Source organism: Rhizobium sp. CECT 9324, from assembly GCF_918741265.1.
In the GTDB taxonomy this organism is placed as follows: domain Bacteria; phylum Pseudomonadota; class Alphaproteobacteria; order Rhizobiales; family Rhizobiaceae; genus Allorhizobium.
Genome location: NZ_CAKKMZ010000001.1, coordinates 3,322,918 through 3,334,903, shown reverse-complemented (window position 1 = coordinate 3,334,903; position 11,986 = coordinate 3,322,918). Strand labels below are relative to the sequence as shown.

The following is an 11,986-nucleotide window of genomic DNA, read 5'->3' as shown; positions in this document are numbered from 1 at the left end:
AGTTCAGTGTGCACTCATCCAGCGAAGCCCAAGGCAAGAGCCATGGAGCGCTCCAGTCGGCGCATTGTCATGTCATCCAAGTACCCAATGATATCCCCGATCTTTTGTCTGCTGGCCGGGCTGATCTTGTCGACCATGATTTCCGATTGAAGCTTCAGCCCGTTTGTGGATGTCGGCTCCACCGGCACCCGAAAGATGCTGGGCTCGGAACTGAAGCTGGTGATGGGGCAGAGGAGCACGGTCTTCAACTGCGAAGCGGTCATCGAATCCGTTTGCACGATAACGGCCGGTCGAGGCTTTCCGAGATCGCTCGAAAGGACCACGGTGACGACATCGCCACGCTTCATTGAGCGTCTTCTCCGTCTTCGTGGTCCCAAATGTCCTTTTGAAGACTGTCGATCCACTCCATCACGTTGTCTTCTTCATCAGCGAACGCAATTCGGTTCGCCTCGGCAATCGCCTGTTCTCGCATGGAAGGGTTTCGGAGATCCGGCAGCCAAAGTTCGAACCGCTGGAATCCCTTGGCCTGAAACTCGGCCCGCTCTTCGGCGGAAATTTCTCTCGGCAGTGTCATTGGTAATCCTCCGGGCGGTTCAGGCGATTATGCTACCCCACAATCTCCGCCGTCTCCAGCACCGCTCGCAGCAGCACGTCGGCTCCTGCCGTGGCCCAGTCCTTGGAGATCTCTTCCGCCTCGTTGTGGCTCAGGCCGCCGACGCAGGGGCACATGATCATCGTGGCGGGCGCGACCTTGGCGGCCCAGCAGGCGTCGTGGCCGGCGCCGGAGATGATGTTCATGTGGCTGTAGCCGAGATCTTCAGCCGCCTTGCGCACGGAGGCGACCAGTTTTTGATCGAAGGTGACGGGATCGAAATGGCCGACCGCTTCGACGGAGCAGCCGACGCCGAGCGTTTCGCAGATTGTCGCTGCCTCCGCCTCGATCCTGGCACGCATGCGATCCAGCTTTTCCTGGCTCGGAGTGCGGATGTCGACGGTGAAGATCACCGTGCCGGGCAGCACATTGCGCGAATTCGGCGAGAACTTGACCTGGCCGACGCCTCCGACGGCGCCGGGCTGCTCGCTCATCGCCACCGTCTGTACCATTTCCATGATGCGGGCCATGGCAAGGCCGGCATTGACGCGCAGGTTCATCGGGGTCGAGCCGGTATGGGCCTCGCGACCGGTGAGGGTGAATTCCAGCCACCACAGGCCCTGGCAGTGGGTCACGACACCGATCTGCTTGTCTTCGGCTTCGAGGATTGGGCCCTGCTCGATATGATATTCGAAATAGGCGTGCATCTTGCGCGCACCGACCTCTTCATCGCCGAGCCAGCCGATGCGCTTCAACTCGTCGCCATAGGTCTTTCCGTCGGGATCGCGGCGCCCATAGGCGTAGTCCAACGTATGCACGCCGGCAAAGACGCCGGAGGCCAGCATGGCTGGGGCGAAGCGGGCGCCTTCTTCATTGGCCCAATTGGTGACCACGATGGGGTGCTTGGTCTGGATGCCCAGGTCATTCATCGTGCGGACGGCCTCAAGGGCTGCCAGCACGCCGAGAACGCCATCATATTTGCCGCCGGTCGGCTGGGTGTCGAGATGGGAGCCGACATAAACGGGCAGGGCAGCGGGATCGGTGCCGGGGCGGGTGGCGAACATCGTGCCCATCTTGTCGACGCCCATGGAAAGGCCGGCGGCTTCGCACCATGTCTGGAACAGGGAGCGGCCGGTGGCATCGTCATCCGTCAGCGTCTGGCGGTTATTGCCGCCGGCAACGCCGGGGCCGATCTTCGCCATGTCCATCAGCATGTCCCACAAGCGGTCGCCGTTGACGCGCAGGTTTGCGCCGGGTTGAGCCGTCATGATCTAAGTCCTCACCTGTTTATGCGAAGCCGGATCTTACGCCCGACTTCATTGTTCCCCCGGTCAACGACTGCGATTGTTCTTTGTTTTTAACGCTGTCGTATCAGCAGTTGCCTTTACTTGGAATCTGTCCAATAATTTGACCGACTGGTAAAACATTACAGCTTCCATCGCGGCACTCAAGACGAAAATCGGAAAAATTTGCGACAAAAATCCGGGCAGTTGCACAGAAAATGTGCGTCAATATTGTCGAATGACTTCAAGATGTTAGGCGGGAACACCTAAAAGATGGCGATACCGAGAGCGGCACAGACCCAGAGGCGGACGCGCATACAGGAAGAGAAAGAGGAGCTTATCCTCGAGGCGGCGCTCGAAGTCTTTTCCCAGCGTGGCTTTCATGGCTCGACGATCGACCAGATCGCCGAAGTTGCCGGCATGTCGAAACCGAACCTGCTCTACTATTTCCGCACCAAGGACACGATGCATCGGGCGTTGATCGATCGGGTGCTGGAAAACTGGTTGGAGCCGTTGCAGGCCTTTGACGCGGAGGGCGATCCGGAGGAGGAGATCCGCTCATATATCCGCCGCAAGCTGGAAATGGCGCGCGATTTTCCCCGCGAAAGCCGATTGTTCGCCAACGAGATCCTGCAGGGCGCGCCGCATATCGAAGGTGTTCTGGAGGGGCCGCTCAAGTCTCTCGTCGATGAGAAGGCCGAGGTAATCCGGGCCTGGATCACGGCCGGCAAGGTGCGAGACTGCGATCCCTATCACATGATCTTCTCGATCTGGTCGACCACGCAACACTATGCTGATTTCGATGTTCAGGTGAAGGCGGTGCTGGGTCGCGGACACGACGGTGTCGATCGTTTCGAGGCGGCGGCGCAGTTCCTGGAGACGCTGTTCGTCAGTGGTCTCATCGTCGGCGACAAAAAGACCTGATCAGTCTTTCAGCAATCCCATTACCAAGAGGCCGCCGGCCGTTACCAATGCGCCGGCGAAGACGGCTGGGCTCGCCCAGCCATGGCCGATCAATCCTTCCAGAACGATGACGCCGGTCGGTGTCAGATAGCCGTAGCCAAGGACTTTGGCCGCCGGCAGCCGCGTCGATGCATATTGCAGCAGCATGAAGGTGAAGGCGGTGGTGACGACCGATAGATAGGCAACGGTGGCCCATACGCTCAACGGCAGAGCGGAGAAGTCCGTCTTGATCAGCGGCAGGGCGCCGGTCGGCAGAAGCCATGGAACCGTGAAGACCGTTACCCAAAAACCGAAGGCGACCGGGTGTTCGCCGCGGCCGAATTTGCGGATCAGCGGCACATAGGCGGCATGCCCGATGACGCCGACGAAAAAGATCAGTTCGCCGCGCCCCACGTCAAATGCCAGCATGGCGCTGACATCGGCGCGAAAGATGACCCAGATTGCGCCGAGTGCCGCGATGATCAGGGCGGCCAGCACGCCCGGCCTTGTCGGCTGGCGCAGGAGAAACAGGGCGAAACCGGCGCTGATCAGTGGCATCAGCGTAAAGACGGCGCCGGTCTGGACCGGGCTGGTGAATTCCAGGGCCGTGAACATGGTCAGCATGTAGATGGCGATCAGGCCACCGAGAATGACGAAACGCCAGGGCTCCTTCGGAAACTGGAAGGGTGCCTTGAAGATGCCGAAGGCCATGATGCCCATGACGATCACGGTGAGCAGGTAGCGCCAAAGGGTGAGTGGGCCGGCATCCATGGATTGCGCCGCTATGCCGCCGAAGGAGAAGGAGCCGGCAATCAAAGCCGCAAAAAGCATCATTCCGGCATGGGCGAGCAGCTTTTCGCGACCTTTGGCATGAATGGAATGTTTGTTCGGGGAGGCGTTTTCGACGGCGTTTTCAGACATTTCAATTCCTGCGGGCATGCTCGGCGAAAGCGTTTTCGCCTCGGTCCAGCCGCGTTCGTCCCGTAGGCGAAGACTTGACCGGACTGTCAATCTCATTCATGTGCGACAGGGCGTTTAACCGGAGCCATACGCTCCTTTAGTCTCGCCAAGCCCCGCCAGTTAATCGAAAGTGGATGCCATGACAACGACGATCGGCTTCAGCGACACCAACCGCAAAACCAGCGATGTGCTGCAAGGAGTGATCGATTCCATTCGCGGCGAGCATGTGACCTTGCGCGAGATTCTGTCGGAAATGGGTGAAAGCGGCCTTCTGCTGCTCTGCGGGTTGTTGTCGCTGCCATTCCTCTTTCCGGTCTCCATCCCGGGCGTTTCGACCGTGTTTGGTGCCGGCATTGTGCTGATCGGGATCGCCATCACATTCAATCGCTTGCCGTGGCTGCCGGAAAAGCTGGTCGACCGCCGGTTGGAAAGTCGCAAACTCGTGCCTGTGCTGGAGCGCGGCGTCAATGTCTTGCGCCGCATGGACCGGTTCATTCGACCGCGCGCCTCGCTGCTGACCACCGGTGTCGTGATGAACCGGCTGAACGGGCTGACGCTGACAGGCGCCGGCGTGCTTTTGATGATGCCGCTAAGCTTCATCCCGTTTTCCAACACATTGCCGGGTGTTGCTATTCTGCTTTTGTCGGCGGGCATTTCGCAGCGGGATGGATTGGTGGTCGCTGGCGGCTATCTGCTGACGCTGTTGACGCTCGTCTATTTTGGCGGTCTTGCCTATGCGGCTTATGCAGCCGGGCAGAGCCTCAACCTGATCGGCGGCTGATCAGGCGCGGCTGAGCCAAAGGTTCTCGCGTTCGCCTTTGTGTTTCCGGGCAAAATCGATGAACGCTTCGGCATTCATCGGCCGGGCCAGCGCATACCCTTGCAGTGTATGGCAGCCGAGATCGCGCAAGATCGCGGCATGCTCCATGGTCTCGACGCCTTCGGCCACGATGCCGATGCCCAGGGACCGGCCAATGTCGACGATCGAGCTGATCAGGCGGCGCTGGGCCACATTGGTAACGATCGGAGCGGTCAACTGACGGTCAATCTTCAGTCGGCTCGGGGAGAGCTTGACCAGGCTCAAGATCGACGCGTAGCCGGTGCCGAAATCATCGATTTCGATATCGATGCCATAGGCGCGGATGCGCTCGATGCTCTGGGCGATCGCGTCACCCTTGTCGTCGAAGGATATCGATTCCAGCAATTCAAACGACAGGCTGCCGGGCTCCAACGTGAGTGTGTCGAGCCGTTCGAGCAAGGTGTCTTCAAACAGGCGCTGTGCCGAAATGTTGACGGAGACGCGCTCAACGCCGAGCTCGTTGGCGCGCCAGCGGGTGAGTTGAAACAAGGCCTGATCGAGGATGGTCGCGTCGATCTGCGAGACGACGTTGAGGCTCTCGGCAATATCGAGAAAGGCGCTCGGCGCGAGGATGCCGCGCTGCGGGTGTTGCCAGCGAGCCAAGGCCTCGACACCGTTGATGTCTAGCGTGTGGGCATCGAACTGCGGCTGGAAATAGGGGACAAACTCCTCTGCGGCCAGCGATCGCAGAATGGCATCCGCCGTCTTCTTGGTATTGACTGTCTGGGCGCGCAACTGATCGCTGAAGCGTTCGACGCGATTGCGTCCACGGCGCTTGGCTTCGTAAAGGGCGATGTCGGCATTGACCAGCAGTTGCGCGACCACCGAGTTCCTGTCGGTCTTTGTGGCAACGCCGATCGAGGCGCCGACCCGGCACTCATGTCCGTCATAGGTGATCGGTGTGTTGATGGCATCGATCAGGCGCCGCCCCATGTCCAGATACTGCTCCTCGCCTAGCGGGCTGAAGCACACGATGACAAATTCGTCGCCGCCGATGCGGGCGACAAAATCGCCGTCGCGCACATTGTTGCGCAGGCTTTCGGCAACATGGCGGAGCATGGCATCGCCAGCGCCATGGCCAAGCGTATCGTTGATATCCTTGAAACGATCGAGGTCCATATGCAGGACCGTCAGACGATTGTCGCCGTGTTCGATCTTGTCGATTGCAGCGATATGCTGATCGAGATAGCGGCGATTGGGCAATCCGGTCAGGGCGTCATGCAGGGAATTGTGCTCCATGTGCCGGCGGGCGGTTTCCAGCGCTTCATTCTGCTGTTCGGTCTGGCGCTGTGCTTGGCGTAAATCCTGCTGCAGAAGGATATCGGTGGTGACATCCCAATTCACGCCCACCATCTTCCTGCGGTTTCCACGGTCACGATAATGCGTGCCAAAGGTGCGGATATGACGAATTTCGCCGTCGGGGCGCATGATCCTGAATTCTGCGACATAGTCCGTGTCGCGCAGCACCGCTTTCTTGAAGTTTCGCTCAGCGAGTTCGACATCGTCGGGGTGGAGCAGTCCATGCCAGGTCTCCAGCGAACTTTCCGGTTGTTCGCCAAGTCCATAGAGTTGACGGACGCGATTGTCCCAGGTGAGTTCGCCCGTATCCAGATCCACGTTCCAGATGCCGATGCCGGAGGCGGTCAAGGCGAGGTCGAGCCGGTGTGAGATCGCGTTCAGTTCGCTCTCGCGTTGCCGCAGCACCGCGATATTGGCCTGCCGCTCGCGCAACAGGCGCGCAACCCAGGCAACCGGCGCGACAATCATTACGCCCAAAAGCGCCATCAGCGCACGGAATGTCCATTCGTCGGAGGCGCGCTGTTCCCATCCACCCTTCGGCCGTGCGGCGATCTCCCAACTCTCGTTGCCGAAGTTGATCGGCATCAGCACCGGGGTGTCCTGAAACACGTTGGCGCTGCCGAAGAACGGTTTGCTGACGGTGCCACTGCGTGTGCTGACGATTGCGACTTCGATGCCGAGGCCCTCCGAATTCAATCCGCCATAATCATAGAGCTTGTCGATATCGATGACTGCCGCCATCAGCCCCCAGAAACTACGCGCACCTTTGCCATTCTGGACAACGACGGGATAACGAACGATGAGCCCATGTCCGCCCTGAACAAGATCAACGGGACCCGTGACCGCCATCGTTCCCGTGTCGCGAACCCGCAGGGCAACTTCCCTTTGCGTGTCACTTTGGCGGTAGTCGAAGCCAATGGCTTTTTCATTGCCGCTCAAGGGGTAGGCAAATCGAACGACAAGATCGGGGGCCAAGGCAATGTGGCGCAACTGGTGCTCTGTGTCGAAGAGGCGGACAGCCAGCGCGGAAAAGCGTGCCTGGTCGATCTTAGGTTCCGTTTCAACAACCGCGATAAGGCCCTGAACCAGCTGTATATTTGCATTGATTCCGCCTTCCAGCCTGGCCCTGATCAATCCCAGTTCCTCGGCCACGCGGTTGCGCATATTTTCCTGGTGCAATCGATCTTTCTGACCGTCCGCATAGACCATGGCGATTGCCACGGAGACGGTCACAATGATGGCGGGAACATAGTATTGAAAAGCAGCATTGACTGCTCCCCAACCCTTTTCCCTGATCTGTTCCACCATGATTGGTTGCCTCATTGTAACGCGGGAAAGCAACTTCCGCTTGTGAAGAAGCCTCCGCTAAATGAGCAGATTTTCACGAAACCCTTGAAATTTGCTGAATCGAACGACCTTAATTATCTTGGGTCGTGTGTTGCGTGACATTCTCGTATTAGGTGTAGGCGGAGCGTGCCTTTTGGCTCGATCCGCCTATACCGCTCCACACTATTCCGCAGCCTGCCTAGCCATCGGGTTGTTCGGATGGGTCGTCCAATTGGCGTAGTTCGGATCGACCGGCTTGCCGGTGCGCTGGTCGAGCACGCCCGCATCGAGGCCGACCATGGTAATGCAGTTCTCGACCGGACAGACATTGACGCAGAGGTTGCAGCCGACGCATTCGTCTTCCATCACCTCGAACTTCCTGACGCCATCAACGAACTGGGTGATCGCCTGGTGCGAGGTGTCTTCACAGGCGATGTGGCAGCGGCCGCATTTGATGCAGGCATCCTGGTCGATATGCGCCTTGGCGATGTAGTTGAGGTTCAGATACTGCCAGTCGGTGACGTTGGGGACAGCGCGGCCGCAGATGTCATCGAGATTGCGGTGACCCTTGGCGTCCATCCAGTCGGACAGCCCCGTGATCATTTCCTCGACGATCTTGAAGCCGTAGGTCATGGCGGCGGTGCAGACCTGCACATTGCCGGCGCCGAGCACCATGAATTCCGCCGCATCCCGCCAGGTGGTGACGCCGCCGATACCGGAAATCGGCAGGCCATGGGTTTCCGGATCGCGAGCGATTTCGGCCACCATGTTGAGCGCGATCGGCTTGACGGCCGGGCCGCAATAACCTCCGTGTGTACCCTTGCCGCCGACCGTCGGGTTGGGTGCAAAGTTGTCGAGATCGACCGAGACGATCGAGTTGATCGTGTTGATCAGCGACACGGCGTCGGTGCCGCCAGCTTTTGCGGCGCGGGCGGGCTTGCGGATGTCGGCGATGTTGGGCGTCAGCTTGGTGATGACGGGCATGCGGGTATATTGCTTGCACCAGCGAACGACCATCTCGATATATTCCGGCACCTGGCCGACGGCAGCACCCATGCCGCGTTCGGACATGCCGTGCGGACAGCCGAAATTGAGCTCGATGCCATCCACGCCGGTCTCTTCGACGAGCGGGAGGATCGACCGCCAGGCATTTTCCTCGCAAGGCACCATGATCGAGGCGACGATGGCGCGATCCGGCCATTTCATCTTCACCTCCTTCATTTCGCGAAGGTTGATATAGAGGTCGCGGTCGGTGATCAGTTCGATGTTGTTGAGGCCGAGAAGCCTTCGGTCGGCACCCCAGATGGCGCCGTAGCGCGGGCCGTTGACGTTGACGACGGGCGGGCCTGCCTCGCCGAGCGTCTTCCAGACGACGCCGCCCCAGCCGGCGCGAAAGGCGCGCTCGACATTGTATGCCTTGTCGGTCGGCGGCGCAGACGCCAGCCAGAACGGATTCGGCGATTTGATGCCGACGAAGTTGTTGCGAAGATCAGCCATGGTTTTGTCCTCTCAAAACGGGATCAAGCGACAGCACTGGCTCCCGCCATCTGCATGGCGAGAGAACGGTTGATGCTTTCGGCAGCGTCACGGCCCATGGCGACGGCGGATACCGTCAGGTCCTGACCTCCGGTGGCACAGTCGCCGCCGGCCCAGATGCCGGCAACCGAGGTGCGGCCGTCGTCATCGATGGCGATCTTGCCACCGTCGAGCTTCAGGTCGTCGAGGCCATAGCTGTCGAGTTTCTGGCCAATTGCCACCAGGATCTGGTCGGAGGCGATCGCGGTCTGCTGGCCGGTGCCCTTCATGATGCCGTCTTCGAGTTGGGTATATTCGAAGGTGATGGCTGCGACATGGCCGTCCTGATGCGAGACTTCCTTGGGCTGCAGCCAGTGGCGAATATGCACGCCCTTGGAGGCTGCGAGATCCTGCTCGAAGGTCGAGGCGTTCATGTGCCCCTTGCCGCGGCGATAGCAGATGGTGACGTTTTCGGCGCCGAGCAGCTTGGCCTGAACGGCGGCATCGATCGCAGTCATGCCGCCGCCGATGACGACGACATTGCGGCCGACCGGCACGTTGGCCTTGCTGGCGGCCTGGCGAAGGTGTGCAATGAACTCGACGGCATCCATGACACCGTCAATCTGGGCGCCGGGAATGTTGAGTGTGTTGACGTTGCCGAGACCTGCGCCGATGAAAACGGCGTCGTGTTTCACCTGGAGTTCGGCAAGCGTGAAGTCACGTCCGAGCATCTGGCCGCTGCGTATGTCGATATTGCCGAGTGCGAGAATGTAGTCGACTTCCGTCTGGGCGAAGTCGTTCGGTGTCTTGTAGGCTGCGATGCCGTATTCGTTCAGGCCGCCTGCCTTTTCGCGGGCTTCGTAGATCGTGACCAGATGGCCATGCAGGGCCAGTCGATGGGCAGCAGACAGGCCGGCCGGGCCTGCGCCGATGACGGCGACCGTTCTGCCGCTTGAAGGGGAGGGCGTGTAGAACTGGCGACCCTGGTCAATGGCGATATCGGTTGCATAACGCTGCAGGCGGCCGATTTCGACGGGACGCTCTTCGGCGGTGTTGCGGACGCAGGCCTCTTCACAAAGCTGTTCTGTCGGACAGACGCGGGCGCACATGCCGCCCAAAATGTTCTGGTCGAATATGGTCTTGGCGGAGCCAAGCGGATTGCCAGTCGATATCTGCCGAATGAACATCGGGATATCGATGGCGGTGGGACAGGCCTGCATGCAGGGCGCGTCGTAACAGAAGTAGCATCTGTCGGAGGCAACCAAGGCTTCATGATCGCCCAGTGGCGGATGCAGATCGGAGAAATTTCGCTGATATTCGGCAGCGTCGAGCCGCCCGGCCTTGAGGCCCGGTTCCAGTGTTCGCATCGCAGTTCCCTCATTTTTTGTTCGAAGCGATGCAGGGAAGCGTAACGCAGGATCAAAGTTTTATCAAACGGTAAAAATTCAGAAAATCTGCTAAAATAGCCTGAAAAATATGGGGTGTCGGAGGTCAGCCAAACGGATTATCTGTCTGAACCCGCTGGTGGTTTCGCCGAATTGGAGGAAATGTCAAAACATGAGTGTAATGCTCAACTATATACTTTACTCTTTTTATCATGTTTTGTATGGCTATGTTCCCGGATGAGGACGGCGTCTTGCCGACTCGGGTCTGCAGAGCGGAGACGCGACGACATGGCGAAAAAGAAAAAACACGCCGGCAAGAAGCCAGCGACTGAGGCAGTCAGCAAGCCGAAAGCGCGCGTGCAACCCGAAGTGAAGAGCTTTCTCTATGTCGGCGGGCGGGATTGCCAGGTCGCACACTTGCGGCAGATCGCCACAAATTTCGGTGCCGAACTGATCCATCACGATGGCGGATTGCGAGAGGCGGTGTCGCGGATCGATACCGTTCTGCCCTCTGTCGACTGCGTCTTCTGCCCGATCGACTGTATCAGCCATGACGCGTGTCTGCGCGTCAAAAGCGGTTGCAAGAAGTTCGGCAAGACCTTCATTCCGCTGCGCAATGGCTCGAAATCCAGCCTTGAGCGCGCCCTGCAGACGATGAGCGAAAGGAATGCTGAAGCATGAGCAATGATGGGACCAACGAGGGCAGCATCAACGCCTTTCATCGCATGGCCCAGCAACGCGGCGATGGCCTGTTACCGGAGCTTGTTGTCGGCTTGAAAAACGCCTCGCAAAAAAATGAAGTGATGAAATGCGAAATCATCACTTTGCCGGGCTTGCATAATCGCAAGACAACTCCCATGTACGCAAGGTCACCGGGGGCAACCGCCCTTGTAATCGAATTTCCCGCGCCCAAGTGGCAGCGAAACGCCGCACGTCAAGGGATGTAGGCTTTCGTCGATGGTGACGACGCGGGCCTAGAGGGAAAACCCCATATGAGCCGCCCAGATCAAGCGACTACCAAAAGTTTTGATGTTGTCCCGATCTTACCGTCCTTGAATTTTTCAGAAACACGCGATTTTTACGTCACGCATCTCGGCTTCGAAGAGGTGGGTGCCAACTGCGACGATTATCTCGTGATCCGCAAAGGCCCAATGGAATTGCATTTCTGGCTGAGCGACGATCCGTTCCAATGCCAGAACAGTTCGGTCTTCTTCCGTTCGAACGCCATCTGCGAAATCTACACCGTCTTGCGGGACCGCGGTGTCGAGGCCGTTCTTCCTTCCGATCAACTGCACGACGTGCGGTTTCATGTCCGCGACCCGCACGGAAATCTGCTGATGTTTGCGGATGCGATGGTGCTGGCCGGCGCCGGCGCCGGCGCCACGGCGCCGATGGCTGAAGCCTGCCATTGATCCGGGCAATCTGCTGACAGGACTTCTCCGCGCTGGCGCCTCAGTCAGCGCGGAGAGGCAGCGCCGCTCCAATAGCCAGAAGCAGCCAGGCACCGATCAGCGTCAGTCCGCCGGTGGGCGCTGCCATGGGAAACAGGCCCGTACCTGTAAATTGGCGTGAGGCCAGATCGCCGGCAAACAGCAGCGTTCCCGCCATCATCAACATACCTGAGACCTTGCCCATTCGCAGGGACGAACCGGCGACCGCGAGCGCCAGAAGCGCTGGCGCATGTGCAAGGCATATGGTCGAGGCGGGGCGCAGAAGCGCTTCTCCGCCGGCATGGCTGGCGGCAGCGGCCAGTGCCACGCCGGCTGCGCCGATCAGGCCGGCTGCCACGGGCAGGAGCCTTTGGACGGTTGAACCAAACGACATG

13 protein-coding genes are annotated in these 11,986 nt (G+C 59.4%); 5 read left to right on the top strand and 8 right to left on the bottom strand.

Features of this window, described 5'->3' with window-relative positions:
- Positions 1-14: 14 nt before the first annotated feature.
- From LQ231_RS16215 to LQ231_RS16205, 3 genes are read right to left on the bottom strand one after another with little or no spacing between them, the layout of a single operon-like run.
- Complete coding sequence (locus LQ231_RS16215; RefSeq protein WP_113141993.1) at positions 15-347, bottom strand: type II toxin-antitoxin system PemK/MazF family toxin; 333 nt, start codon at positions 345-347, stop codon at positions 15-17.
- Positions 344-574 (bottom strand): antitoxin MazE-like protein, encoded by a 231-nt coding sequence (locus tag LQ231_RS16210; RefSeq protein WP_113141992.1) that lies wholly within the window; start codon positions 572-574, stop codon positions 344-346. Before LQ231_RS16210 ends, LQ231_RS16215 begins: the two co-directional genes overlap by 4 nt.
- A gap of 32 nt (positions 575-606) precedes the next feature.
- The gene (locus LQ231_RS16205; protein WP_113141991.1) at positions 607-1,860 is read right to left on the bottom strand and encodes a Zn-dependent hydrolase; all 1,254 of its coding nucleotides are present in this window, start codon (positions 1,858-1,860) and stop codon (positions 607-609) included.
- 288 nt (positions 1,861-2,148) lie between these two features.
- Between LQ231_RS16205 and LQ231_RS16200 the strand changes: the two genes are divergently transcribed.
- Positions 2,149-2,799, top strand: coding sequence for a TetR family transcriptional regulator C-terminal domain-containing protein (locus LQ231_RS16200; RefSeq protein WP_230172200.1), 651 nt, complete (start codon positions 2,149-2,151; stop codon positions 2,797-2,799).
- Here the strand turns inward: LQ231_RS16200 and LQ231_RS16195 are convergent, their stop codons facing one another.
- Positions 2,800-3,738 (bottom strand): DMT family transporter, encoded by a 939-nt coding sequence (locus tag LQ231_RS16195; protein WP_230172198.1) that lies wholly within the window; start codon positions 3,736-3,738, stop codon positions 2,800-2,802. It lies immediately after the preceding gene.
- Between the two features lie 178 nt (positions 3,739-3,916).
- Here LQ231_RS16195 and LQ231_RS16190 point away from each other — a divergent pair, with 178 nt between their 5' ends.
- The gene (locus LQ231_RS16190) at positions 3,917-4,558 is read left to right on the top strand and encodes an exopolysaccharide biosynthesis protein (protein WP_113141988.1); all 642 of its coding nucleotides are present in this window, start codon (positions 3,917-3,919) and stop codon (positions 4,556-4,558) included.
- Here the strand turns inward: LQ231_RS16190 and LQ231_RS16185 are convergent, their stop codons facing one another.
- From LQ231_RS16185 to LQ231_RS16175, 3 genes are all read right to left on the bottom strand, one after another.
- Positions 4,559-7,243, bottom strand: a complete 2,685-nt coding sequence (locus LQ231_RS16185; protein ID WP_230172196.1) for an EAL domain-containing protein — start codon at positions 7,241-7,243, stop codon at positions 4,559-4,561.
- Positions 7,244-7,444: 201 nt separating this feature from the next.
- Positions 7,445-8,758, bottom strand: a complete 1,314-nt coding sequence (gene preA, locus LQ231_RS16180; RefSeq protein ID WP_113141986.1) for an NAD-dependent dihydropyrimidine dehydrogenase subunit PreA — start codon at positions 8,756-8,758, stop codon at positions 7,445-7,447.
- 23 nt (positions 8,759-8,781) lie between these two features.
- A complete protein-coding gene (locus LQ231_RS16175) occupies positions 8,782-10,143 on the bottom strand; it encodes an NAD(P)-dependent oxidoreductase (protein ID WP_230172194.1) in 1,362 nt (453 codons plus the stop codon).
- 306 nt (positions 10,144-10,449) lie between these two features.
- On the opposite strand from LQ231_RS16175, the gene LQ231_RS16170 reads away from it, so the two are divergent.
- The 3 genes from LQ231_RS16170 (at position 10,450) to LQ231_RS16160 (ending at position 11,573) form a co-directional block, all read left to right on the top strand.
- A complete protein-coding gene (locus LQ231_RS16170; RefSeq protein ID WP_113141984.1) occupies positions 10,450-10,842 on the top strand; it encodes a DUF2325 domain-containing protein in 393 nt (130 codons plus the stop codon).
- Positions 10,839-11,108 carry a hypothetical protein gene (locus tag LQ231_RS16165; protein WP_113141983.1) on the top strand — a complete coding sequence of 90 codons (270 nt, stop codon included), beginning with the start codon at positions 10,839-10,841 and terminating at the stop codon, positions 11,106-11,108. The genes LQ231_RS16170 and LQ231_RS16165 overlap by 4 nt, the downstream gene beginning before the upstream one ends.
- Positions 11,109-11,213: 105 nt before the next feature.
- Complete coding sequence (locus LQ231_RS16160; protein ID WP_230172192.1) at positions 11,214-11,573, top strand: glyoxalase; 360 nt, start codon at positions 11,214-11,216, stop codon at positions 11,571-11,573.
- Between the two features lie 40 nt (positions 11,574-11,613).
- Here LQ231_RS16160 and LQ231_RS16155 read toward each other — a convergent pair whose 3' ends face one another.
- A complete protein-coding gene (locus tag LQ231_RS16155; protein WP_113141981.1) occupies positions 11,614-11,985 on the bottom strand; it encodes a DUF423 domain-containing protein in 372 nt (123 codons plus the stop codon).
- Position 11,986: the final 1 nt, after the last annotated feature.

Bases quoted from the DNA above. Each gene is read 5' to 3' on its own strand.
- LQ231_RS16195 (WP_230172198.1), bottom strand. From the start codon at position 3,738: ATGTCTGAAAACGCCGTCGAAAACGCCTCCCCGAACAAACATTCCATT.
- LQ231_RS16170 (WP_113141984.1), top strand. From the start codon at position 10,450: ATGGCGAAAAAGAAAAAACACGCCGGCAAGAAGCCAGCGACTGAGGCA.
- LQ231_RS16165 (WP_113141983.1), top strand. From the start codon at position 10,839: ATGAGCAATGATGGGACCAACGAGGGCAGCATCAACGCCTTTCATCGC.
- LQ231_RS16215 (WP_113141993.1), bottom strand. From the start codon at position 347: ATGAAGCGTGGCGATGTCGTCACCGTGGTCCTTTCGAGCGATCTCGGA.
- LQ231_RS16200 (WP_230172200.1), top strand. From the start codon at position 2,149: ATGGCGATACCGAGAGCGGCACAGACCCAGAGGCGGACGCGCATACAG.
- LQ231_RS16185 (WP_230172196.1), bottom strand. From the start codon at position 7,243: ATGGTGGAACAGATCAGGGAAAAGGGTTGGGGAGCAGTCAATGCTGCT.
- LQ231_RS16190 (WP_113141988.1), top strand. From the start codon at position 3,917: ATGACAACGACGATCGGCTTCAGCGACACCAACCGCAAAACCAGCGAT.
- LQ231_RS16210 (WP_113141992.1), bottom strand. From the start codon at position 574: ATGACACTGCCGAGAGAAATTTCCGCCGAAGAGCGGGCCGAGTTTCAG.
- LQ231_RS16155 (WP_113141981.1), bottom strand. From the start codon at position 11,985: ATGTCGTTTGGTTCAACCGTCCAAAGGCTCCTGCCCGTGGCAGCCGGC.
- preA (WP_113141986.1), bottom strand. From the start codon at position 8,758: ATGGCTGATCTTCGCAACAACTTCGTCGGCATCAAATCGCCGAATCCG.
- LQ231_RS16205 (WP_113141991.1), bottom strand. From the start codon at position 1,860: ATGACGGCTCAACCCGGCGCAAACCTGCGCGTCAACGGCGACCGCTTG.
- LQ231_RS16175 (WP_230172194.1), bottom strand. From the start codon at position 10,143: ATGCGAACACTGGAACCGGGCCTCAAGGCCGGGCGGCTCGACGCTGCC.